This window comes from Bacillus sp. FSL K6-2861, from assembly GCF_038630725.1.
Taxonomy (GTDB): Bacteria; Bacillota; Bacilli; order Bacillales; family Bacillaceae; genus Bacillus; species Bacillus velezensis.
This window is the reverse complement of record NZ_CP152037.1, coordinates 2,933,107-2,955,486: the sequence shown is the minus strand read 5'-3', so window position 1 is coordinate 2,955,486 and position 22,380 is coordinate 2,933,107. Positions and strand designations below refer to the sequence as shown.

General features: G+C 47.2%; 21 protein-coding genes and 1 other annotated feature. Of the genes, 18 read left to right on the top strand and 3 right to left on the bottom strand.

What is annotated here, in order from left to right; genetic code table 11:
- Positions 1–172 precede the first annotated feature (172 nt).
- From polA to coaE, 4 genes are all read left to right on the top strand, one after another.
- The gene (gene polA / locus NYE62_RS14565; RefSeq protein WP_342497019.1) at positions 173–2,812 is read left to right on the top strand and encodes a DNA polymerase I; all 2,640 of its coding nucleotides are present in this window, start codon (positions 173–175) and stop codon (positions 2,810–2,812) included.
- Positions 2,813–2,836: 24 nt separating this feature from the next.
- Positions 2,837–3,667, top strand: a complete 831-nt coding sequence (gene mutM, locus NYE62_RS14560) for a DNA-formamidopyrimidine glycosylase (RefSeq protein WP_326254566.1) — start codon at positions 2,837–2,839, stop codon at positions 3,665–3,667.
- A gap of 136 nt (positions 3,668–3,803) precedes the next feature.
- A complete protein-coding gene (gene ytaF, locus NYE62_RS14555; RefSeq protein WP_003152461.1) occupies positions 3,804–4,436 on the top strand; it encodes a sporulation membrane protein YtaF in 633 nt (210 codons plus the stop codon).
- A 15-nt stretch (positions 4,437–4,451) separates the two neighbouring features.
- Entirely contained in the window at positions 4,452–5,045 is a 594-nt protein-coding gene (coaE, locus tag NYE62_RS14550) for a dephospho-CoA kinase (protein ID WP_061890767.1), read from the top strand.
- Positions 5,046–5,083: 38 nt separating this feature from the next.
- On the opposite strand, the gene NYE62_RS14545 is transcribed toward coaE, so the two are convergent.
- Both NYE62_RS14545 and NYE62_RS14540 read right to left on the bottom strand, forming a co-directional pair.
- A complete protein-coding gene (locus NYE62_RS14545; RefSeq protein WP_007408081.1) occupies positions 5,084–5,926 on the bottom strand; it encodes an aldo/keto reductase in 843 nt (280 codons plus the stop codon).
- 58 nt (positions 5,927–5,984) lie between these two features.
- Positions 5,985–7,184: an MFS transporter gene (locus tag NYE62_RS14540; RefSeq protein WP_342497018.1), complete on the bottom strand. Its 1,200-nt coding sequence runs from the start codon at positions 7,182–7,184 to the stop codon at positions 5,985–5,987.
- Between the two features lie 183 nt (positions 7,185–7,367).
- On the opposite strand from NYE62_RS14540, the gene NYE62_RS14535 reads away from it, so the two are divergent.
- From NYE62_RS14535 to thrS, 9 genes are all read left to right on the top strand, one after another.
- Positions 7,368–7,754, top strand: coding sequence for a winged helix-turn-helix transcriptional regulator (locus NYE62_RS14535; protein WP_003152469.1), 387 nt, complete (start codon positions 7,368–7,370; stop codon positions 7,752–7,754).
- Positions 7,755–7,961: 207 nt separating this feature from the next.
- The gene (locus NYE62_RS14530; RefSeq protein ID WP_007408083.1) at positions 7,962–8,984 is read left to right on the top strand and encodes a glyceraldehyde-3-phosphate dehydrogenase; all 1,023 of its coding nucleotides are present in this window, start codon (positions 7,962–7,964) and stop codon (positions 8,982–8,984) included.
- 238 nt (positions 8,985–9,222) lie between these two features.
- Complete coding sequence (speD, locus tag NYE62_RS14525) at positions 9,223–9,603, top strand: adenosylmethionine decarboxylase (protein WP_003152471.1); 381 nt, start codon at positions 9,223–9,225, stop codon at positions 9,601–9,603.
- A 248-nt stretch (positions 9,604–9,851) separates the two neighbouring features.
- Entirely contained in the window at positions 9,852–10,310 is a 459-nt protein-coding gene (gene nrdR / locus NYE62_RS14520) for a transcriptional regulator NrdR (RefSeq protein WP_003152473.1), read from the top strand.
- Between the two features lie 111 nt (positions 10,311–10,421).
- Positions 10,422–11,828, top strand: a complete 1,407-nt coding sequence (locus NYE62_RS14515) for a replication initiation and membrane attachment family protein (RefSeq protein ID WP_015417981.1) — start codon at positions 10,422–10,424, stop codon at positions 11,826–11,828.
- Between the two features lie 24 nt (positions 11,829–11,852).
- A complete protein-coding gene (gene dnaI, locus NYE62_RS14510) occupies positions 11,853–12,788 on the top strand; it encodes a primosomal protein DnaI (protein ID WP_012118157.1) in 936 nt (311 codons plus the stop codon).
- 31 nt (positions 12,789–12,819) lie between these two features.
- The gene (locus NYE62_RS14505; protein ID WP_007408086.1) at positions 12,820–13,461 is read left to right on the top strand and encodes a TVP38/TMEM64 family protein; all 642 of its coding nucleotides are present in this window, start codon (positions 12,820–12,822) and stop codon (positions 13,459–13,461) included.
- Positions 13,462–13,526: 65 nt separating this feature from the next.
- Positions 13,527–14,357, top strand: a complete 831-nt coding sequence (gene ytxC / locus NYE62_RS14500) for a putative sporulation protein YtxC (protein ID WP_015240356.1) — start codon at positions 13,527–13,529, stop codon at positions 14,355–14,357.
- A gap of 408 nt (positions 14,358–14,765) precedes the next feature.
- On the top strand, positions 14,766–16,697 hold the full coding sequence (thrS, locus tag NYE62_RS14495; RefSeq protein ID WP_043021587.1) for a threonine--tRNA ligase: 1,932 nt from the start codon (positions 14,766–14,768) through the stop codon (positions 16,695–16,697).
- 53 nt (positions 16,698–16,750) lie between these two features.
- Here the strand turns inward: thrS and NYE62_RS14490 are convergent, their stop codons facing one another.
- Positions 16,751–17,545: an HAD family hydrolase gene (locus NYE62_RS14490; RefSeq protein ID WP_015240354.1), complete on the bottom strand. Its 795-nt coding sequence runs from the start codon at positions 17,543–17,545 to the stop codon at positions 16,751–16,753.
- Between the two features lie 186 nt (positions 17,546–17,731).
- Between NYE62_RS14490 and NYE62_RS14485 the strand changes: the two genes are divergently transcribed.
- The 5 genes from NYE62_RS14485 to infC all read left to right on the top strand — a co-directional run bounded on the left by NYE62_RS14485 (position 17,732) and on the right by infC (position 22,379).
- On the top strand, positions 17,732–19,513 hold the full coding sequence (locus NYE62_RS14485) for a sensor histidine kinase (RefSeq protein ID WP_007408090.1): 1,782 nt from the start codon (positions 17,732–17,734) through the stop codon (positions 19,511–19,513).
- Positions 19,491–20,225: a LytTR family transcriptional regulator DNA-binding domain-containing protein gene (locus NYE62_RS14480; RefSeq protein WP_007408091.1), complete on the top strand. Its 735-nt coding sequence runs from the start codon at positions 19,491–19,493 to the stop codon at positions 20,223–20,225. The genes NYE62_RS14485 and NYE62_RS14480 overlap by 23 nt, the downstream gene beginning before the upstream one ends.
- A 129-nt stretch (positions 20,226–20,354) precedes the next feature.
- Positions 20,355–20,792 carry an antiholin-like murein hydrolase modulator LrgA gene (gene lrgA / locus NYE62_RS14475; RefSeq protein WP_007408092.1) on the top strand — a complete coding sequence of 146 codons (438 nt, stop codon included), beginning with the start codon at positions 20,355–20,357 and terminating at the stop codon, positions 20,790–20,792.
- A 12-nt stretch (positions 20,793–20,804) separates the two neighbouring features.
- Entirely contained in the window at positions 20,805–21,488 is a 684-nt protein-coding gene (gene lrgB, locus NYE62_RS14470; protein ID WP_007408093.1) for an antiholin-like protein LrgB, read from the top strand.
- Positions 21,489–21,668: 180 nt separating this feature from the next.
- Positions 21,669–21,799 (top strand) — a sequence feature (ribosomal protein L20 leader region).
- 58 nt (positions 21,800–21,857) lie between these two features.
- The gene (infC, locus tag NYE62_RS14465) at positions 21,858–22,379 is read left to right on the top strand and encodes a translation initiation factor IF-3 (protein WP_071543361.1); all 522 of its coding nucleotides are present in this window, start codon (positions 21,858–21,860) and stop codon (positions 22,377–22,379) included.
- Position 22,380: the final 1 nt, after the last annotated feature.

The window sequence follows — 22,380 nt, the reverse complement described above, 5'->3', positions numbered from 1 at the left end:
CATCCAAGGAGCCAATTTTGACGGCGGGAACGTGTTTTCTTGTTCCCGTCCTTTTTTGCGTTTTCACGGGGTTCGCTCATTTTCCTTTCAAATTGAACTTTGTTAAAATAAGAGAAGCTGTGAGATTAAAAAATAGAGGAATGACGAGCTTTTGCTCTTAGGAGGATATTGAATGACGGAACGAAAAAAATTAGTGCTTGTCGACGGAAACAGTCTGGCGTATCGGGCGTTTTTTGCATTGCCGCTTTTAAGCAATGAAAAAGGCATCCATACAAATGCCGTATACGGGTTTGCGATGATTTTAATGAAAATGCTGGAAGATGAAAAGCCGACCCACATGCTGGTGGCTTTTGATGCGGGAAAAACCACTTTCCGCCACAGCACGTTTAAAGAATATAAAGGCGGAAGACAAAAAACGCCGCCGGAGCTTTCAGAACAGATGCCGTTCATCCGCGAGCTCCTTGATGCCTACAAAATCAGCCGCTACGAGCTTCCTGAATATGAAGCGGACGATATTATCGGCACCCTTGCCGTTTCTGCTGAAAAAGAAGGCTTCGAAGTAAAGGTAGTTTCGGGGGACAAGGACTTAACCCAGCTTGCAACCGGGAAAACGACCGTTGCCATTACGAGAAAAGGCATTACTGACGTGGAAGATTACACGCCGGAGCACGTGCAAGAAAAGTACGGTCTGACCCCTTTGCAAATCATTGATATGAAGGGATTAATGGGGGATTCATCCGATAACATACCGGGCGTCCCCGGCGTCGGAGAAAAAACCGCAATTAAGCTTTTAAAGCAGTTCCATTCGGTTGAGAAACTGCTTGATTCCATTGATGAAGTCAGCGGAAAAAAATTAAAAGAAAAGCTTGAAGAATATAAGGAACAAGCCCTGATGAGCAAAGAGCTGGCGACGATTATGACAAATGCGCCGATTGAAGTCAAGCCCGAAGATTTAGGTTACCAAGGGTTTGACCGTGAACAAGTTGTTGCCATTTTTAAAGACCTGGGTTTTAATACGCTTCTTGAGCGGCTCGGTGAAGAAAGCGGGGAAACGGCGGAAGAAAATTTTGAAGACATCAATGTCGAAACGGCAGAAGAAATCACCGAAGATATGCTCGTTTCGCCGTCCGCTTTGGTCGTCGAACAAATCGGTGATAACTATCACGAAGAACCGATCCTCGGCTTTTCCATCGTGAATGAAACAGGTCTTTATTATATTCCGAAAGAAATCGCCATTCAGTCTGAAGCTTTTAAATCTTGGGCTGAAGATGAATCGATGAAAAAGTGGGTGTTCGACAGCAAACGTTCCGTCGTCGCTTTGCGCTGGCAGGGAATTGAGCTGAAGGGAACGGAATTTGACGCGCTTCTTGCTGCCTACATTATAAACCCGGGCAATTCGTACGACGATGTCGCGAGCGTAGCGAAAGAATACGGGCTGAATATCGTTTCAAAAGATGAAGCGGTATACGGAAAAGGCGCAAAGCGCGCCGTTCCGGCTGAAAAAGAGCTTGCCGATCATCTCGCGCGGAAAGCGTCTGCCGTTAACAGCCTCCGTGACAAACTGCTCGACGCTTTGGAAGAAAATAATCAGCTTGAATTATATGAAGATCTCGAACTCCCGCTTGCGCTAATTCTCGGAGAAATGGAATCAATGGGCGTCAAAGTGGATGTTGAAAGACTGAAGCGAATGGGCGAAGAGCTCAAGGCAAAGCTGAAAGAATATGAAGAAAAAATCCATGACATCGCCGGTGAGCCGTTTAACATCAATTCACCAAAACAGCTCGGCGTCATTCTGTTTGAAAAGCTCGGCCTGCCGCCAGTAAAGAAAACAAAAACAGGCTATTCCACTTCAGCTGATGTGCTTGAGAAGCTCGCAGACAAACATGATATCGTCGCGCACATTCTGCAATACAGACAAATCGGCAAACTCCAATCGACTTATATTGAAGGGCTGCTGAAAGTCACGCGCAAGGATTCTCATAAGGTGCATACACGATTCAATCAGGCATTGACTCAAACCGGACGCCTCAGCTCAACGGATCCGAACCTGCAAAATATTCCGATCCGGCTGGAGGAAGGGCGGAAAATCCGCCAGGCTTTTGTACCCTCCGAACCGGACTGGCTTATTTTCGCCGCCGATTATTCACAAATTGAATTAAGGGTCCTTGCGCATATTTCAAAAGATGAAAATCTGATCGAAGCGTTTACGAATGACATGGACATTCACACAAAAACCGCCATGGACGTATTTCATGTCAGTGAAGATGAAGTGACACAAGCGATGCGCCGCCAGGCAAAGGCCGTCAATTTCGGCATCGTTTACGGCATCAGTGATTACGGGCTGTCACAAAACCTCGGCATCACCCGGAAAGAAGCAGGCGCTTTTATAGACCGCTATTTGGAGAGCTTCCCGGGCGTCAAGGCATATATGGAAGAGTCGGTGCAGGAAGCGAAGCAAAAAGGATATGTCACGACACTTATGCAGCGCCGCCGCTATATTCCTGAGCTGACAAGCCGCAACTTCAACCTGCGGAGCTTTGCGGAACGGACGGCCATGAATACGCCGATTCAGGGAAGCGCCGCCGATATTATTAAAAAAGCCATGATTGACATGGCAGCTGAGCTGAAAGAAAAAAACCTGAAGGCACGACTGCTGCTTCAGGTGCACGATGAATTGATTTTTGAAGCGCCTAAGGAAGAAATTGAAATATTAGAGAAGCTGGTTCCTGAAGTGATGGAGCATGCTTTGGCATTAGACGTGCCGCTGAAGGCGGATTATGCTTCAGGGCCGTCTTGGTACGATGCAAAATAAACAGAGAAAAAGGAAGTGATGATTGTGCCGGAATTACCAGAAGTTGAAACGGTCCGGCGCACTCTGACCGGTCTTGTGAAGGGGAAAACGATTGAATCGGCGGATATCAGATGGCCGAATATCATCAAAAAACCCGCCGAGCCGGAGGAATTCGCGCGGCAGATTGCAGGAGAAACGATCCGATCCATCGGAAGAAGGGGAAAGTTTTTGCTTTTCCATCTGGATCATTATGTCATGGTGTCCCACCTGCGGATGGAGGGGAAATACGGTCTTCATCAGGCCGATGAACCTGACGATAAACATGTGCACGTCGTGTTTCACATGACGGACGGAACACAGCTCCGCTACCGGGATGTCCGGAAATTCGGCACGATGCATTTGTTTGCGCCGGGAGAGGAATTGAATGCATTACCGCTTTCACAGCTCGGGCCCGAACCCGATGATGAAGCATTTACCGCTGCTTATTTAAAAGAGCGGCTTGCAAAAACGAACCGCGCGGTGAAAACAGCCCTGCTCGACCAAAAAGCGGTCGTCGGCCTCGGCAATATTTATGTCGATGAAGCTTTATTCCGGGCGCGTATTCATCCTGAGACAAAAGCGAGCAGTCTGTCAGACGGGCAGATAAAAACGCTTCATACAGAAATTAAAGACACCCTTCAGGAAGCGATTGACGCGGGCGGGAGCACCGTCCGGTCTTATATCAATTCTCAAGGGGAAATCGGAATGTTTCAGCTCAAACATTACGTATACGGCAAAAAGGATGAACCGTGCAAAACGTGCGGCACGATGATTTCTAAAATCGTGGTCGGCGGAAGGGGTACGCATTTTTGCGCCCGCTGCCAAAAAAAATCATAAACTGAAGCGGTTCAAGCAGGCGGCAGCAGAATGACTTTTTTCTAACACAGTTGATGACCTTTCTCCATATATATATTGTGATTCACCCAATAGGCATATGTCACAATTGCCGATCAAGAGAAAGGGAGAAACGGATATGGAGATTGTTTCTTTGCTGCTTTTGGCTTTTGCTGTCAGCTTGGACAGTTTTTCAGTCGGGTTTACGTATGGTTTGAGAAAAATGAAAATCCCGTTCAAAGCGATTGCCGTGATCGCTTGCTGTTCAGCCTCTGTGATGTTTATATCCATGCTGATCGGCCATTTTCTGACAAAGATTTTTCCCGTATCCGTCACGGAAAAACTGGGCGGACTGATCTTAATCGGAATCGGGGCATGGGTCATCTGGCAATTTTTCAAACCGGCTAAAGAGCCGGATTACTTATTGCATGAAAAAACGTTACTTAATCTTGAAGTGAAATCGCTCGGCATCGTCATTCATATTTTGAAAAAACCGACCAGCGCCGATATTGATCAATCCGGAACCATTAACGGAGTCGAGGCGCTTCTGCTCGGTATCGCCTTATCCATTGACGCGTTTGGCGCCGGGCTGGGAGCGGCCATTCTCGGCTTTTCTCCGGTTATGATGAGCGTGACTGTCGGGCTGATGAGCTCGCTGTTTGTTTCACTCGGCATAAACGCGGGGCATTTGCTTTCAAGATGGAATTGGATAGATAAAATGACATTTTTGCCGGGAGTCCTGCTGATTATCATCGGGATTTGGAAAATGTAAGAAGGAGTGGGCTTTTTGAGCTTGGTCATCGGTTTAACGGGAGGCATCGCAAGCGGCAAAAGCACGGTAGCGCGTATGCTGATCGACAAAAAAATAACAGTCATTGATGCGGATGTCATCGCAAAACAGGCGGTGGAAAAAGGAATGCCGGCTTACGGACAAATTGTGGAGGCATTCGGAAAAGACATCCTGCTGGAAAATGGCGGTATTGACAGAAAAAAACTCGGTTCTATCGTTTTCACTGACGAACAGAAGCGTCTGAAGCTGAATCAGATCGTTCATCCGGCAGTACGTGCGGAAATGCTGAAACAGCGGGATGAAGCCGTTGCGCGAAAAGAGCAGTTCGTCGTTTTGGATATACCGCTTTTGTATGAAAGCGGGCTTGATTATCTTGTCGGCAAGGTGCTCGTCGTCACCGTACCGGCAGACATTCAGCTTAAACGGCTGATGGAGCGGAATTCCCTTACAGAAGAAGAAGCGATGAGCCGGATAACGTCGCAAATGCCTTTAGCGGATAAAACAAAAAAAGCTGACGCCGTCATTGATAACAGCGGCAGTCTTGAATATACAAAGCACCAGCTTGAGGAAGTATTGAGCGGCTGGGCATAAACAAACACCGTTCGGAAAGCCGAACGGTGTTTTTCTGGTTAAAAATCAAAATTGTCAGGATCAGGACCGACACGGAGATTTTCGTTCAGATCATCAATCCGCTTCATATCGTCAGCTGACAGTTCGAAATCAAAGACATTTGCATTTTCTTCAATACGGTGTTTTTTCGTTGATTTCGGAATGGTGATGACACCGTTCTGCAAATCCCAGCGCAAAATCACTTGGGCGGCTGATTTGCCGTACTTCTCAGCGATTTCCTGTAAGACGGTGTGATCAAGCAGCTGACCTTGCATCAATGGCGACCACGCTTCAAGCTGAATGCCTTGTTCAGTGCAGAAAGCAAGCAGTTCTTTCTGTGTCAGACGAGGATGGTACTCCACCTGGTTGATCATCGGCTTGATTTCCGTCTCTTTCATGAGATGTTTCAGATGGTGAATTTGGAAATTGCTGACCCCGATCGCCTTAATGCGTCCATCCCGGTAGAGAGTTTCGAGCGCCCGCCACGCATCGATGTACTTTCCTTCGACAGGCCAATGGATCAAATATAAATCCAAATAATCTAAACCGAGTTTTTCTAAGCTTGTGTCAAACGCTTTTAACGTTTCTTCATATCCTAAATCGGCATTCCACACTTTTGACGTGACAAAAATGTCTTCACGTTTTAATCCCGCTTCTTGCAGCCCTTGGCGGATGCCTTCGCCGACACCTTCTTCATTTCCGTAAATCGCGGCGGTATCAACGCTGCGATAGCCGTGCACCAATGCCGTTTTCACCGCGTTGACGAGTTCCGCGCCTTCCTCTACTTTGAAAACTCCGATGCCGAACCAAGGCATCTCTACTCCGTTATGCAATGTTGCTTTTGCTTGTAAATGTGTTGTCATGTATATATTCCTCCTATTAGTTGTCTGTTGAAACAATCAAAATGCGCTGAAGAAAAACTCACCTCCTTTCAAGGGCAGTGCGATCCCGCTTTTCAAGCTTCCTGCTCCATCCGGTTAATACGACCGCGCTGAGCACCATCAGCGACCCGATCCAAGCGGTATGAATGATTCCGATTGAGTCTGTAATGAGTCCGCCGGCAAACGAGCCGATCGCGATTCCGGCATTAAATGCCGCGATATTTAATGCTGATGCTGTATCAACGGCGCTTGGCGCAAAACGTTCACTCAGCATCACGACATATACCTGAAGCCCCGGCACATTCATAAACGCCAACAGCCCCATGAAAATAATGGTGATCAGCCCGGCTGTTTTAAACGGCGCGGTAAAAGTCAGAACAAACAGCACAGCAGCCTGGACAATGAACATATAAAACAAGGCTTTCAGCGGATTTCGGTTTGATAAACGGCCGCCAATCATGTTTCCGATGGCAATCGCAATTCCGTAAATGAGCAGGATGGCCGCGACGGTTTCTTTCTGAAAACCGGTTACCTCCTGAAGAAGCGGAGATAAATACGTAAACACGACAAACGTTCCGCCGTAGCCTAACGCGGTAATGATAAATAAAAGCAATAACCGGCCGTTTGTGACGAGTTTGACCTGCTCGGCAAATGCGGTTTTCGTCCCTTTGCGCAAATGTGACGGAACGAGAAGCGCGTTTGTGAGGAATGCGATGATTCCTACCGCCACAATGACGGCAAATGCGATTCTCCATCCGAATTGCTGGCCGAGATAGGTGCCGAATGGAACGCCGGTCACCGTAGCCACCGTCAGCCCCGTAAACATGATAGAAATCGCGCTTGCTCTTTTATGCTCCGGCACGATATTGGCGGCGATTGTTGCCCCGATTGACATGAAAATGCCGTGGGAAAAAGCCGAAATGACCCGTGCCGCCAGTAAGACGCCGATTGAGGAAGCGCTCGCTGCGAGTGTATTTCCGGCGATAAAAATTAACATCACCCAGAGCAGCAGCGTTTTCCGCGACATGCCGGATGTGAGAGACGTTAAAACCGGCGCGCCGAATGTCACGCCCAGAGCATACATGGAAACGGTAAGTCCCGCCGTGGTCACAGGTATATGCAGATCTTGAGATATAAGCGGCAGCAGCCCGACGCTGATAAATTCGGTTGTGCCGATCGCAAAAGCGCTGACGGCTAATGCCAGCAGCGCTGGTAAATAGCTTTGGCGATGTGAAGACATCTGTTTTCCTCCTTGAACGATAATGTATGGTTGAAATGATGCCGGGTAAACGATATAAGTATAAGAGTACATTCCTTTTCAGCCGGCAAATGTCATTATGATCGATAGAAGTGTCATTGAAAAGAACGTACTTTTAAGTGCCATAGGCACTTTTTAGTTCCTATAGATGAGGAGGAATTACCGTTGCTGAAGAAAAAATACAATATATCCGTAGAGGCGGCGCTTGAAGTGATCGGCGGAAAATGGAAGTGTGTGATCCTCTGCCACCTCATGCGCGGGAAAAAACGGACAAGCGAATTGAAGCGGCTTATGCCGGACATCACCCAGAAGATGCTGACACAGCAATTGCGGGAGCTGGAAGCTGACGGCGTCATCAACCGGATCGTATACAATCAGGTGCCGCCGAAAGTGGAATACGAGCTGAGTGAATACGGGCACAGTCTGGAAAGAATTTTAAACGCGCTGTGCGACTGGGGCGCGATGCATATTGCTAAACGGTACGGCGAGGTGTCTTCCGTTTTAGAGGACAGCATTTTAAATGACAAATTTAAAGAACCGGGACAAATATAAGAAAAAAGCAGGCAGCCTGAGACGCTGATCCTGCTTTTTTTATGGAAGAAAAATCATTTTATATGCAAAAAAACCGATTGAACAACATATTGATCGGTATAAGGGTGGATTTTTATCAAGTTGTACTGGCGGATTTCTTTTAATGTGTTATACTATATATAAATAAAGGTAAATTAGAGTGGCATATTAAAAAGGGGTGACCTGAGCATGAAGGTAAAAGTAGCAATCAACGGGTTTGGAAGAATCGGAAGAATGGTGTTCAGAAAAGCAATGGAAGATGATCAAATTCAAATAACAGCCATTAATGCAAGCTATCCCCCGGAAACGCTTGCTCATTTGATAAAGTATGACACAATTCACGGCAAATACGATCAAGAAGTTGAGACCTCCGACGACAGCCTGATCGTCAACGGAAAACATATTATGCTGTTCAATCGCCGGGACCCGAGAGAGCTTCCGTGGAAAGAATGCGGAATAGACATCGTCGTAGAGGCAACGGGAAAATTTAATTCAAAAGAAAAAGCAATGAGCCATATTGAAGCAGGGGCGAAAAAAGTCATTTTAACGGCTCCGGGCAAAAATGAAGACGTTACCATTGTCATGGGAGTAAATGAAGAGCAGTTCAATCCCGATGAACATGTCATTATTTCAAATGCATCCTGCACGACAAACTGTCTTGCGCCGGTCGTCAAAGTGCTTGATCAGGAATTCGGGATTGAAAGCGGCCTGATGACGACTGTTCACGCTTACACGAATGATCAAAAAAATATCGACAATCCGCATAAAGATCTGCGGAGGGCGAGAGCGTGCGGAGAATCCATCATTCCGACTTCTACAGGCGCCGCCAAAGCGCTGTCGCTCGTGCTTCCTCATTTGAAAGGAAAACTTCACGGTCTCGCTTTGCGTGTTCCCGTTCCGAATGTGTCATTAGTGGACCTTGTCTGCGATCTGAAAACAGATGTGTCGGCCGAGCAAGTGAACGCCGCTTTCCAAAGAGCCGCAAAAACGTCGATGTACGGCATTCTTGATTATTCGGATGAGCCGCTCGTTTCTTCGGATTATAATACGAATTCACACTCTGCGATCATCGACGGTCTGACAACGATGGTGATGGAAGACCGAAAAGTAAAGGTGCTCGCCTGGTATGACAATGAATGGGGATATTCCTGCCGGGTCGTTGATCTTATCCGTCACGTCGCCGCGCGAATGAAACACCCGTCAGCTGTGTAGACTAAAGATCATGGACATTTGTTAGAAAAAAACCCTTAACGGCATATTCGCAAAAAACACACCTTGCAAAATAAACTTAAACACAGTATACTATCTTTCGTGAACTTCTTGCTCGTGACTGCTTCGGAATTACTTAAAGGGTTAGGACCTCTCCGGACTAACTTTCCCCCGTGGTAAATGGCCGGGTCAGTTCTCGGAAATTCACTTTTTTAATTCTTGTTAAGGGGGGTCCATGATTATGGAAACAATGGGGCGTCACGTCATCTCCGAGCTATGGGGATGCGATTTTGATAAGCTCAATGACATGGATTTTATTGAAAAAACGTTTGTAAATGCTGCTTTGAAATCAGGAGCTGAAGTGCGCGAGGTCGCATTTCACAAATTTGCACCGCAAGGCGTAAGCGGAGTCGTTATTATCTCTGAGTCACATTTAACGATTCACAGTTTTCCTGAACACGGATATGCAAGCATTGATGTTTATACTTGTGGAGACCTGGATCCTAATGTGGCTGCGGATTACATTGCGGACGCATTACATGCAGATACAAGAGAAAACATTGAAATACCGAGAGGAATGGGGCCTGTACAGATTAAACAGGCACAAGCGAAAGTACTGTAATTTTCAAAACGCAAACACAAGGGAGCTAAGCTGAAAAAGCCATTACGCGCTTTGAAGCTGATGCTCCTTTTCTAATGTAAAAAAACAGCATTGCTTTTTCTTTAAGCATTTTTTTTGTAAAATAGAAAAGATAAGGCCGGTCTATCGGCTCTCCCAACAAATAGGCTCATCCTAGAAACGTTGGCGGGCATTTACCGGAAGCTTGCGAACCGCATTACAGCAACGAAACAGATGGGAGCTGATCCAATTTGAAATGTCCTTCATGCCAGCACAACGGTTCCCGCGTACTTGATTCACGGCCTGCGGACGAAGGGAAATCAATCCGCAGAAGGCGGGAATGCGAAGCCTGCCATTACCGCTTCACTACATTTGAGAAGTTTGAAGAGATGCCTCTGATCGTCGTGAAAAAAGAAGGCGTCCGGGAAGAATTCAGCCGTGAAAAAATGCTGCGCGGGTTAATTAAAGCTTGTGAAAAAAGGCCCGTTCCTTTAAAAACATTGGAAGACATGTGCTTTGACATTGAAAAAGAGCTGAGAAACCAAGGTGTATCTGAAGTCAAAAGCGAACTTGTCGGAGAAATGGTAATGGACCGTCTGGCGAAAATCGATGAGGTGTCTTATGTCCGCTTTGCCTCCGTCTACCGGCAGTTTAAGGATATAAACGTGTTTATCGATGAATTGAAAGATTTAATAAAGAAAGAACGCTGAGAGAGCTAAGAGATTGTGTCTGGCTCTTTTCTCATGAGCAAAATTGGCATTTGATAGATCGCAGAAACGGTGTAAAATGAGAGTAGAAACATATCGGAAGGTTTGAGAATCATGGCTGACTATTGGAATGACGTATTACCTGTAGATCCTTATACGGTCAAAAGCCGTTCGCTTCTTCAGGATGTCGACAGACAGGTTTTGACACATCTGTACCAGCCGCTGATCGGTTCTTTTGCATTCTCCCTTTATATGACCTTATGGGGGGAGCTTGAGCAGAACCGCTTGTGGGGAGCGGAATCCACGCACAGGCAGCTGATGGGCATGATGCAGTCAAATTTAAAAAAGATTCATCATGAACAGGGAAAGCTTGAAGGAATCGGGCTGCTGAAAGTGTATATCCGGGAGTCCGAGCAGAAAGAGCGGATGTTTATTTATGAGCTGCTGCCCCCGCTCAGACCGAATGATTTTTTTGAAGACGGCATGCTGAATGTCTTTCTTTATAACAGAGTCGGTAAAACGAAATACCAGCAGCTGAGACAATTTTACACGCACCCTTCCGTCGGCGCGGGCGCAAGGGAAATTACCCGTCCGTTTAATCACGCTTTTGCCTCTTTTCAGCCGAGCGAATGGAAAATGACGCCTGATATGGAAGAGGCGATGAAGCTCCCCGAGGACTATGAGACGGCGTCTGTCGGACAAGCGCCTTCCTATACGGTGACGGAGGAAGTATTTGATTTTGAGCTTTTCATGGCGGGACTGTCAGAAACGATGATACCGCGTAAATCAATCACGCAGGACGTGCGGGAGAGCATTAAAAAGCTTTCATATTTATACGGAATAGATCCTATCTCCATGCAGCACGTCGTCATGACCGCAATTAATGAACAGGATACGATAACGGCCGAAGCGCTGAGGAAAGCGGCCAGCGACTGGTACCAAATTGAAAGAAGCGGTAAGCTTCCGGAACTGATTGATAAAACACAGCCTGTCACCTTGAGAGAAAACCGGACGGAAAAGGACGATTCATTGAACGGCGAACTCATCGCACAGCTTGAGACCATATCACCGAGAAAGCTTCTTCAGGACATTGCGGACGGGACCGAGCCGTCAAAAGCCGACTTGCAGATTATTGCCGATATTATGTTCGAACAAAAGCTTGAGCCCGGCGTCACCAATGTGCTGATTTATTATGTCATGCTGAAAACGGATATGAAGCTGTCCAAAAACTATATCCAAAAAATCGCCGCCCACTGGGCCAGAAAGAAAGTCAAAACGGTACGGGAAGCAATGAAGCTCGCAATAGAAGAGCACAGGCAATATCTTGATTGGGCGGACGGCAAAACAAACGGCGCGGCGCGCGGCAAAAAAACCGTCCGGGAAGAAAAGCGCCCTGATTGGATGAAAGAAGAAACCGGGAAGAAACAAGAACAGCCGGCTCTTTCCGCGCAGGATCTTGAAGAACAGAAGAAAAAAATGATGGAAGAAATGAAAAAACTGAAAAAATACTCTGCCTATTGAGACAGAGAAGCGGGGTGATATTGAATGGAACCGATCAGCCGATCCTTAGAAGGCGTGACGAAAAGACCTGACTTTCAAAAACGCCTGGAACGAATGCAGCAGCAAGTCATGGCCGACGAAGACGTCCAGGCTTTTTTGAAGGAACAGAAAGATGTAATCAATCAAAGCATGATTGACAGAGGGTTAAATAAACTGTACGAATTCGTTCAGCAAAGCAAACAGTGCGCCTTCTGTTCGAAAGACAGCCGGACGAACAGCCTGCTTGAAGGCTATCATCCGAAGCTTGTGATCAACGGGCGTTCCATCGATATTGAATATTACGAATGTCCGGAAAAGAGAAAGCTCGACCGCCAGAAAAGGCAAAAGTCCCTGATGAAGAGCATGTATATCCAGCAGGATCTTCTCGGCGCGACGTTTCAGCAGATCGACATTACCGATCCGAGCAGAGTCGGCATTTTCCAGCATGTGACGGATTTTCTGAAGAGCTATAATGAAACGGGGAAAGGCAAAGGGCTGTATCTGTACGGAAAATTCGGAATCGGGAAGACATTTATTTTAGCCGCCATTGCCAATGAGCTGGCGGAAAAAGAGTATTCATCAATGATCGTATATGTTCCCGAATTTGTCAGAGAGCTGAAAAACTCGCTCCAGGATCAGTCGTTGGAGGCGAAACTGAATATGGTGAAAACGACGCCCGTACTGATGCTTGATGACATCGGAGCGGAGTCAATGACAAGCTGGGTCAGAGATGAGGTCATCGGCACCGTGCTTCAGCACAGAATGAGCCAGCAGCTTCCCACTTTCTTCTCGTCTAATTTCTCACCTGACGAGCTGAAGCATCATTTTACGTATTCACAGCGGGGAGAAAAGGAAGAAGTAAAAGCGGCAAGACTGATGGAGCGGATTTTATATTTGGCTTCGCCCGTCCGTCTTGACGGGGAAAACCGCCGCCGTTCATGATGCCGGCGTCCAATGGGAAGGATTTGAGGGAATGAGGAATAAGAAGGCTGTCACTTGGGCTGCGGCTGCGGCGGGAGCGGGCCTTTTGCTGTGGGCAAACCGCAAATATCTGAATCTGTCGCCTAAGGAGATACGGCTGTGGGTGTTATCGTTCGGTGTTTTTGCGCCGCTTGTGTTTATCGGAATTTCCATCGTCAGGCCTTTTGTGCTGTTTCCCGTATCAATCGTTTCCGTCGCCGGAGGATTGGCGTTCGGCCCGTTTTTCGGCACCGTGTATACGCTGGCGGGCTCAATGGGCGCTGCCGCCGCGTCTTTTTTTGCGGCGGGGCTGTTTGCCTTTAATGAGAAAAGCCGTCATGGAAAAATGGAAGCCATTCAAAAGCAGATGAAAACCAATGGCTTCTTTTATATTTTTATCCTGCGTATTCTGCCTGTTAACTTTGATGTGATCAGCTATGCCGCGGGCCTATCGAAAGTCAGGCCGATGACGTATTTTTTGGCGACCGCAGCGGGCATCATTCCGGGGACGATCGTCCTGAATGTGCTCGGCGCGAGCTTTATGTCCGGCAATGTGCTGACCGTACTCGGCGTGATCTGTCTTTACATCGTATTTTTATCGCTTCCCGTTATATTTAAAAAGAAGGTGCGCCATTTGTTCGGCGGTGAAAGCTAACCTTTACGTCTATTTTAAAAACATCCCCCATATACTTGTAACAGATGCCGTAAGGGGGGACAAATATGCTTGAAGTGATCTTTGAAGATGACCACGATACTGCCGCTTTTTTACATCTCATTCAGCAATCGGACGACCGGAGACATTTTATTGTCCGTGAAGGCATAAAAAAAGTCGGAATCGCAAGGTCTGAAACGGCTTTTTGCGTTCAGCGCTTTATTGAGCCGATACTTGTCAGGTTTTTTTTGGAATGCAAAGAAGACGAGCATATGCTTTCGCTTATTGAGGATGCATACTGCTTCACCGATCAGGATGAACAGCAGCAAATCCTTCAGCTTGCACACAGCATTATGGAAGGAGAGCTTGATGATCATCCGTTCGAGCCGAAGAAAGAGCCGCGCACACAGTTTATTTCAGATGCGCTCCGGACGATTTCACTTGATGCGGGTGTTTTTTCCGTGCGTTCGTTTCAGACGTTCCGGCTCGGCAGGTATTATGAGCGGCTCAGAGAATACGCGGAGGCTGCGATAGATGAATATCGGATGGAACAGGAATATCAAAACTTTATCCAGTCTCTGAGAGATTATGTGACATCCAATCCGCCGCGGATGAAGAAAGTCCGCATCGTACATGACCGGGCTTTTACGCTGTGGGAGCTGCGCTATTTGTCAGAACGGGAACAGAAAAAATACATAGACAGACGGTTTGTGCGGGAGCACCCGATGTATATAGATTCCCATCTCCTTGCGCCGCTGATCTCCATTGCGCCTGAGACGGTAGAACTGTATACGGACAAACCGGAGCATATGATGTCCAGAACGATTCAAAACGTGTTTCAGGAGAGGGTGCGCCTTTTTCCGCTGGGCGCGTTTGCAGCCGAGAAGACGGAAGGATAGCCGTACGGACGGCCTTGCGTAAGCGGCAGGGCTGTCTGTGCGAAATCAGACGGAAAACCGAGTTGCATTTTTCTCGCAGACATTTTATAATACATAAAAGATTAATGATTGCTACACGTATTGATAAGGACATGAAGCATTGATACCGGCTTTATAAGAGAGGAGAGCCCAGGCTGAAAGCTTTCCAGCTATGGATCATTGTCTTTACCGCCTTTGAACTTCAGCTGTGAACGCCGGAAGAAGCGCCAGTAATAGCTGACGGGAACTCCCGTTACAGAGTTTAGAGCCGCAGGTCCGAAACAATCGGCCGCGCGGAAAAAAGGGTGGAACCACGATTCCGTTTATTTAACCTCGTCCCTTTCATAGGGGGCGGGGTTTTTGATTTGCATAAAAAAAGGAGTGACGAAGATGTCAGATATGATCAACATCACATTTCCGGACGGAGCGGTAAAGGAATTTCCGAAAGGAACAACAACAGAAGATATCGCGGCATCCATCAGTCCGGGATTAAAGAAAAAGTCTTTAGCCGGAAAACTGAACGGACAGGAAATTGATTTAAGAACGCCGATTCAAGAGGATGGTGCCGTAGAAATCATAACAGAAGGCACAGAAGAAGGTTTGAACATCATGCGGCACAGCACGGCGCATTTATTGGCCCAGGCGATTAAACGCATTTATAAAGATGTGAAATTCGGAGTCGGCCCCGTCATTGAAAACGGGTTCTATTATGACATTGAAATGGAGCAGGCGCTGACGCCGGATGACCTTCCGAAGATTGAAAAAGAAATGAAACGCATCGTCGGTGAAAATCTGCCGATTATCCGAAAAGAAGTGAGCCGTGATGAAGCAAAAGCCATGTTTGCGGAAATCGGCGATAATCTGAAGCTTGAACTGCTGGATGCCATCCCTGAAGACGAAACGGTCTCCATTTATGAGCAGGGCGAATTTTTTGACCTGTGCCGCGGCGTGCACGTGCCGTCTACAGGCAAAATTAAAGAATTTAAGCTGCTGAGCCTTGCGGGCGCATACTGGCGCGGCGACAGCAAAAACCAAATGCTTCAGCGCATTTACGGCACGGCCTTCTTTAAAAAGGATGACTTGAAAGAGCATTTGCGCATGCTTGAAGAAGCGAAAGAGCGCGACCACCGAAAACTGGGCAAAGAATTAAAATTGTTTGCCAACTCTCAAAAAGTCGGACAAGGTCTGCCGCTCTGGCTGCCGAAAGGCGCGACCATCCGCCGCGTGATCGAGCGCTACATTGTGGATAAAGAGCTGAGCCTCGGTTATGAGCACGTCTATACGCCTGTTCTCGGAAGCAAAGACCTGTACGAAACATCGGGCCATTGGGATCATTATCAGGATACGATGTTCCCGCCGATGGAAATGGACAATGAAACACTCGTGCTCCGTCCGATGAACTGTCCTCACCATATGATGATTTACAAGCAGGACATTCACAGCTACCGCGAGCTTCCGATCCGGATTGCAGAGCTGGGAACGATGCACCGATACGAAATGTCCGGGGCGCTTTCAGGTCTTCAGCGCGTACGCGGCATGACGTTAAATGACGCGCACATTTTCGTCCGCCCTGATCAGATTAAAGAAGAATTCATCCGCACGGTCCGTTTGATTCAAGACGTATACGAAGACTTCGGCCTGAATGATTACACATTCCGCCTGTCTTACCGCGATCCTGAAGACACGGAAAAATATTTTGATGATGATGAGATGTGGAACAAAGCGCAATCCATGCTGAAGGCGGCAATGGATGAGATGGGGCACGACTATTATGAAGCGGAAGGCGAAGCGGCGTTTTACGGCCCTAAACTTGACGTGCAGGTGAAAACGGCGATCGGCAAAGAAGAGACATTGTCAACTGTACAGCTTGACTTCCTTCTTCCGGAACGCTTTGATCTCACTTACGTCGGAGAAGACGGCAAACAGCACCGCCCTGTCGTTATTCACCGCGGCGTCGTGTCAACGATGGAGCGTTTCGTTGCTTTCTTAATCGAAGAGCACAAAGGCGCCCTTCCGACATGGCTTGCGCCGGTGCAATTCCAAGTCATTCCTGTATCACCGTCCGTGCATCTTGACTATGCGAAAAAAGTGCAGGAGCGCCTGCAGCGCGAAGGCCTGCGTGTCGAGCTTGACAGCCGGGACGAAAAAATCGGCTATAAAATCCGTGAAGCGCAAATGCAAAAAATCCCGTACATGCTTGTGGTCGGTGACCAAGAAGCGGAAAACGGCGCGGTAAACGTCCGGAAATACGGCGAGCAGAAATCAGAAACCGTCTCATTGGACGATTTTGTGAAAAAGGCTGTAGCCGAAGCGAAAAAATAACCGGAAATACAAAAACCCCGTTCATTCAGAATGGGGTTTTTTTGCGTATAACATTATCTTTCTTTTTGTTTCTCTATAATCGCAAACAGCTCGTGAAGATCGCTGATCACGTAATCAGGCGCAATGTCCGTATCATTTTTCTTTTGCGTCCGGTTTACCCAGACTGTCGTAATGCCTGCCCGTTTCGCTCCCAATATATCAGTATTGAGGTTATCTCCGACCATAATGGCGTCTTCTTTTTTCAGGTTCAGGAGCCCGAGGCAATGTTCGAATATGGAGGCGTCGGGTTTCCCTTTTCCGAAAGCGCCTGAGATGACGATTTCATTAAAATAAGGCGCGAGCTCAGGAACGCCGGCGAGTTTTTCTTTCTGCAGGCTGGGATCGCCGTTTGTCAGCAGAAGCAATTCATAAACACCTTTCAGCTTATCAAGCACCGCAAACGTTTCATCATACACGTACGGACGCTGTCTGCGTTCCGCCGCGAAAAACTCCGCCAAATATTCGCCGTAAGCCGCATCGTCTATACCGACGCTTTTTAAGCCGTTCGTCCAGGCGTTTCGTCTGTATTCCGGGGCAATCCGATTCAGCTGTTTAAATCCTTCGCTGACCGGCTCGGAAAAATTCGCCCACAATCCTTCAAACGGATTAATGCCGATCATGACCGTATAAGGATAGGTTTCGTATGACATATACAATTCCCGTGCCGCTTTCCGAACCGCATCTTCAAATGTATGCGGGTCAAGGCCATATTTTTTTTCCGCTTGTAAACATGTTTCCCTGAATGTTGTTCTGACGCTTTTTTCATCCCATAACAGTGTATCGTCCAAATCAAAAAATACGGCTTTCATGATCTTCTCCTCTTTGTTATATTCTGAAACTCTCTGCCGCAAGGCTCCCGTTTATTCTACAATAGATATATAGACTGTGAAAGATTTGTTTTCAGATGATTTGAAAAAAACAGGCAGGTTTGTGTCAGATTCTGTCTCAGGCTCTAAAACGTGATAAAATAAAATTTGAAAGAACAGGTGAAAAGTATGCTGCATTTGATCATCATGATGCTGGAAAGAGTCGGAATTATCGTCATATTGGGATTTGTTCTGGCTCATACTAGATTGTTCAGACAGGCGCTCCAGCAGCCTGAGAGCTATAAAGGCAAAGCGGTGCTGATTTCAATTTTCTCGCTGTTCAGTATCATCAGCAACTATACGGGAATAGAAATTCAGCGGAATACAATCATGAATAATGACTGGGTGTTTCAAATTAATCCGTCCGGTTCAATTGCCAATACAAGAATTATGGGCGTTGAAATCGGCGGACTCTTAGGCGGCCCGTATGTGGGGATCGGCGTCGGCATACTGGCCGGCCTGCATCGTTTATCACTCGGCGGCGCGACCGCAGTCAGCTGTGCCGTCTCATCCGTTTTAGCGGGCATTTTGTCCGGCTGGATCGGACGGTATTTCAGAAAACGCTATGCGATGCCGACACCGCGGGTGGCCGCGCTTGTCGGACTCGGGATGGAATCGCTGCAAATGCTGCTCATCCTCTTGATGGCCAAGCCGTTTTCTGATGCTTGGACGCTTGTGAGCATCATCGGCATCCCGATGATATTGGTAAACGGGTCAGGGACTTTTATTTTTCTTTCGATCATTCAGTCGATTATCCGGAAGGAAGAACGGGCGAGAGCCCTTGAAACCCACAGGGTGCTGATGATTGCAGACCAGACGCTTCCGTTTTTCCGCCAGGGGCTGAATGAAAGCTCATGCAAAAGCGTCGCCGCCATCATTCACAGGCAAACAGGAACGGACGCGGTATCGCTTACGGATAACGAAAAGATTTTGGCGCACGTCGGCGCGGGTGCCGACCATCATATTCCGTCTGAAAGCCTGATCACCGGATTGTCAAAACGTGTCATTAAAACGGGTCATATTATGAAAGCGACATCGAAGGAAGAAATTGAATGCACGCACGATCCCTGTCCGCTGCATGCGGCGATCGTATTGCCGCTGACGTCAAACGGCAAAACGATCGGGACGTTGAAAATGTACTTTAAAAGCCCGTCAGGTTTAAGCCGGGTTGAAGAAGAGCTTGCAGAAGGACTCGCCATGCTGTTTTCCACCCAGCTTGAACTCGGCGAGGCGGAACTGCAGAGCAAATTGCTGAAAGACGCAGAAATAAAGGCGCTTCAGGCACAGGTCAATCCGCATTTTCTGTTTAATGCGATCAATACGATTTCTGCTCTTTGCCGTACGGATGTGGAAAAAACCCGAAAGCTTCTGCTGCAGCTGAGCGTCTATTTCCGTTCCAATCTGCAGGGGGCAAGGCAGCTGCTCATCCCGCTTTCTAAAGAACTGAACCATCTGCAGGCGTATTTATCATTGGAGCAGGCCCGTTTTCCCGGGAAATATAAAATCAGTCTTGAAATCGAACGCGGTTTGGAGGACATCGAAATTCCTCCTTTTGTGCTGCAGATTCTCGTCGAAAATGCGCTCCGCCATGCATTTTCAAGAAAGCAGGACAGCTGTGCCGTCAATGTCAGCGTGGTATCCGCCGGTCAGTCGGTTTTAATGCGGGTTGGAGATAACGGGCGGGGAATTGATCCGGAATTGCTGTCCGTGCTCGGAAACCGTCCGCTGCCGTCTAAAGAAGGGACGGGAACCGCGCTTTACAATTTAAATCAACGGCTGATCGGGCTGTTCGGCCCCAAAGCAGCCCTGCGATTGGAAAGTGAGGCCGGCAAAGGTACGGACGTATCATTTGAGCTGCCTTTGAAACTGATGACTAAAGGAGAAGAACATGCTGAAGGTGTTAATCGTTGATGATGAAATGCTGGCAAGAGATGAATTAGCTTATTTGCTGAAACGGACGAATGAAGTAAGTGACATAAACGAAGCTGAAAATATTGAATCCGCTTTTGACAGTATGATGGATCAAAAACCGGATCTGCTGTTTTTGGACGTTGATTTGTCAGGAGAAAACGGATTTGACATTGCCAAACGGCTGAAAAACATGAAAAATCCGCCGGCCGTCGTTTTTGCGACGGCGTATGACCAATTTGCTTTAAAAGCCTTTGAAGTCGACGCGCTCGATTATTTAACGAAGCCTTTTGATGAAGAAAGAGTGCGCCAGACGATCAGAAAGTTTAAAAGAGTGAAGCGGGACAGGGCAGGAGCCGTCTCAGAGCAGCCGTCCGCAGCCGGAGCGCATAAACTGGCTGTATCAGCCGGTGAATCTATTGTCATTTTAGATACGAAGGACATTATTTTCGCCGGCATGGAGGACGGACACGTTTCCGTTAAAACGTTTGCCGCGTCTTATTCCGTTCATGAAACTTTGGCGGTCATTGAGAAAAAACTGCCTGATACGGGTTTCTTGAGAGTGCACCGCGCGTTCATCGTGAATACGGAGCATATTACGGAAATTCATCCGTGGTTTAATTCGACGTACAATCTTATCTTAAAAGACGGCTCTAAAATTCCCGTCAGCCGTACATACGCCAAGGACTTAAAAAAGCTGCTTCATATTATATGAGGCGGCTTTTGCATTTCAGCAGCCGTTTTTTGCATTTCAGAATGAATATTCAGCCGTTTGTTATGAAAGCGCTTTAAAAGGCGATTTCTCTTTTATAATGAACCTAACAAAGAGAAAGAGGTGAAGAAAATGAGTGCGAAAAAAGTGTACGGATTTCTGACACAAGCATTTATTTTTGCCGTAATTATGCTCATATCTAATGGGATTGCAGCGATTGTCCCCATTCCTATACCCGCTTCCGTAGTAGGTTTGGTGTTATTATTTGTCCTCTTATGCCTGAAAGTGATTAAGCTTGAACAAGTAGAAACGCTGGGAACATCATTAACGTCACTGATCGGATTTTTATTTGTCCCGTCGGGCATCTCCGTGATGAATTCACTTGGCGTCATGCAGCAGTACGGCGTGCAGATCGCACTCGTCATCTTACTCGCTACCATCATTCTGTTAGGGGCGACGGGCCTTTTTTCTCAGCTGATCTTGTCTGTCAGCCAAAAACGTCAGAAGGCAGCTCCTGAAAAACAAACGGTGCGCCGTTCCAATCAGGAAAAAGAACTTGTGCAGCATTAGGAGGGAAATCGGATGAGTCCATATTTCGGTATTGTCGTTTCACTTGCGGCCTTTGGCATCGGCACGTATTTATTTAAAAAAACGAGAGGCTTTTTCCTCTTCACCCCGCTGTTTGTCGCGATGGTGCTTGGAATCCTTTTTCTGAAGCTCGGCGGTTTTTCATATGAAGATTATAAAAGCGGGGGAGACATTATTAAATTCTTCCTGGAGCCCGCGACGATCGCTTTTGCGATCCCTTTATACAAACAGCGTGACAAACTGAAAAAATACTGGTGGCAGATCATGTCTTCTATCATTGTCGGCTCTATCTGCTCAGTCACGATTGTCTATTTGATCGCAAAAGGCATTCATCTTGACGCGGCCGTTATGAAAAGCATGCTTCCGCAGGCGGCGACAACGGCAATTGCCCTTCCGCTGTCAAAAGGAATCGGCGGCATCACCGACATCACCGCTTTCGCCGTTATTTTCAACGCCGTTATCGTCTATGCTCTGGGCGCTCTATTCTTAAAATTGTTTAAAGTGAAACACCCAATCTCTAAGGGACTGGCTCTCGGCACATCCGGACACGCACTCGGTGTTGCGGTCGGTATTGAGATGGGGGAAGTAGAAGCGGCAATGGCAAGTATCGCGGTTGTCGTCGTAGGAGTGGTGACGGTGCTGGTCATTCCGGTATTCGTTCAGCTCATCGGAGGATAAACCCGGGTATAGATCCGGGTTTTTTATTGTGTTGGCACGTCCGCGGGCGGCAAAGAACGAAATTTCACATTTTTCCTTGCGCTCGCCCCGGCATCGTGTTAAAATGAAAAAGTTGATCCGGAGAAGTCATTCTTGACTAATGATCCGGTATTGTGTAGAATAGTTATTGAATTGAATATAAATCACAAGCAGAGGCACCCGCTTCTCACCTGATTGACACATTCATGTAGTTGGCAGGTTGACCGTACATTTTTATTTATGCAGATGTTCGTAGTGTGGGTGTGTTGTCATGCCCGCACTTTTTGTTTGCCTGCAGAATGCAGTCAACAAGCGTTGTGAATCAATTCGAAGAAACTATGGAGGTGGCTCATTATTAGCAAAGATCAATTGGTTAATGAGGGTATCCGTGCACGTGAAGTTCGTCTGATCGGACAAAATGGCGATCAGCTCGGCATCAAGTCCCGTCAGGAAGCACTTGAAATCGCCGGCCGCGCAAATCTTGACCTTGTGTTAGTTGCAGCAAATGCAAAACCGCCTGTCTGCCGCATCATGGACTACGGTAAGTTCAGATTCGAGCAGCAGAAAAAGGACAAAGAAGCACGCAAAAATCAAAAAATCATTAACTTAAAAGAAGTTAGATTAAGTCCGACGATCGATGAGCATGACTTTAACACGAAATTGCGCAATGCGATTAAATTCCTTGAAAAAGGCGATAAAGTGAAAGCTTCTATCCGCTTTAAAGGGCGCGCAATCACTCATAAAGAAATCGGCCAGCGTGTATTGGACCGTTTCTCTGAAGCATGTGCGGAAGTTGCGACAGTCGAAACAAAACCAAAAATGGACGGCCGCAGCATGTTCTTAATGCTCGCGCCGAAAAACGAAAAGCAATAAG

Excerpts from the sequence above, each read along its gene's own strand:
- speD (WP_003152471.1), top strand. The coding sequence starts at position 9,223 with ATGGAAACAATGGGGCGTCACGTCATCTCCGAGCTATGGGGATGCGAT.
- NYE62_RS14530 (WP_007408083.1), top strand. The coding sequence starts at position 7,962 with ATGAAGGTAAAAGTAGCAATCAACGGGTTTGGAAGAATCGGAAGAATG.
- polA (WP_342497019.1), top strand. The coding sequence starts at position 173 with ATGACGGAACGAAAAAAATTAGTGCTTGTCGACGGAAACAGTCTGGCG.
- NYE62_RS14485 (WP_007408090.1), top strand. The coding sequence starts at position 17,732 with ATGCTGCATTTGATCATCATGATGCTGGAAAGAGTCGGAATTATCGTC.
- NYE62_RS14480 (WP_007408091.1), top strand. The coding sequence starts at position 19,491 with ATGCTGAAGGTGTTAATCGTTGATGATGAAATGCTGGCAAGAGATGAA.
- NYE62_RS14505 (WP_007408086.1), top strand. The coding sequence starts at position 12,820 with ATGAGGAATAAGAAGGCTGTCACTTGGGCTGCGGCTGCGGCGGGAGCG.
- dnaI (WP_012118157.1), top strand. The coding sequence starts at position 11,853 with ATGGAACCGATCAGCCGATCCTTAGAAGGCGTGACGAAAAGACCTGAC.
- NYE62_RS14490 (WP_015240354.1), bottom strand. The coding sequence starts at position 17,545 with ATGAAAGCCGTATTTTTTGATTTGGACGATACACTGTTATGGGATGAA.
- ytaF (WP_003152461.1), top strand. The coding sequence starts at position 3,804 with ATGGAGATTGTTTCTTTGCTGCTTTTGGCTTTTGCTGTCAGCTTGGAC.
- ytxC (WP_015240356.1), top strand. The coding sequence starts at position 13,527 with ATGCTTGAAGTGATCTTTGAAGATGACCACGATACTGCCGCTTTTTTA.
- NYE62_RS14540 (WP_342497018.1), bottom strand. The coding sequence starts at position 7,184 with ATGTCTTCACATCGCCAAAGCTATTTACCAGCGCTGCTGGCATTAGCC.
- lrgB (WP_007408093.1), top strand. The coding sequence starts at position 20,805 with ATGAGTCCATATTTCGGTATTGTCGTTTCACTTGCGGCCTTTGGCATC.
- NYE62_RS14515 (WP_015417981.1), top strand. The coding sequence starts at position 10,422 with ATGGCTGACTATTGGAATGACGTATTACCTGTAGATCCTTATACGGTC.
- thrS (WP_043021587.1), top strand. The coding sequence starts at position 14,766 with ATGTCAGATATGATCAACATCACATTTCCGGACGGAGCGGTAAAGGAA.
- lrgA (WP_007408092.1), top strand. The coding sequence starts at position 20,355 with ATGAGTGCGAAAAAAGTGTACGGATTTCTGACACAAGCATTTATTTTT.
- NYE62_RS14545 (WP_007408081.1), bottom strand. The coding sequence starts at position 5,926 with ATGACAACACATTTACAAGCAAAAGCAACATTGCATAACGGAGTAGAG.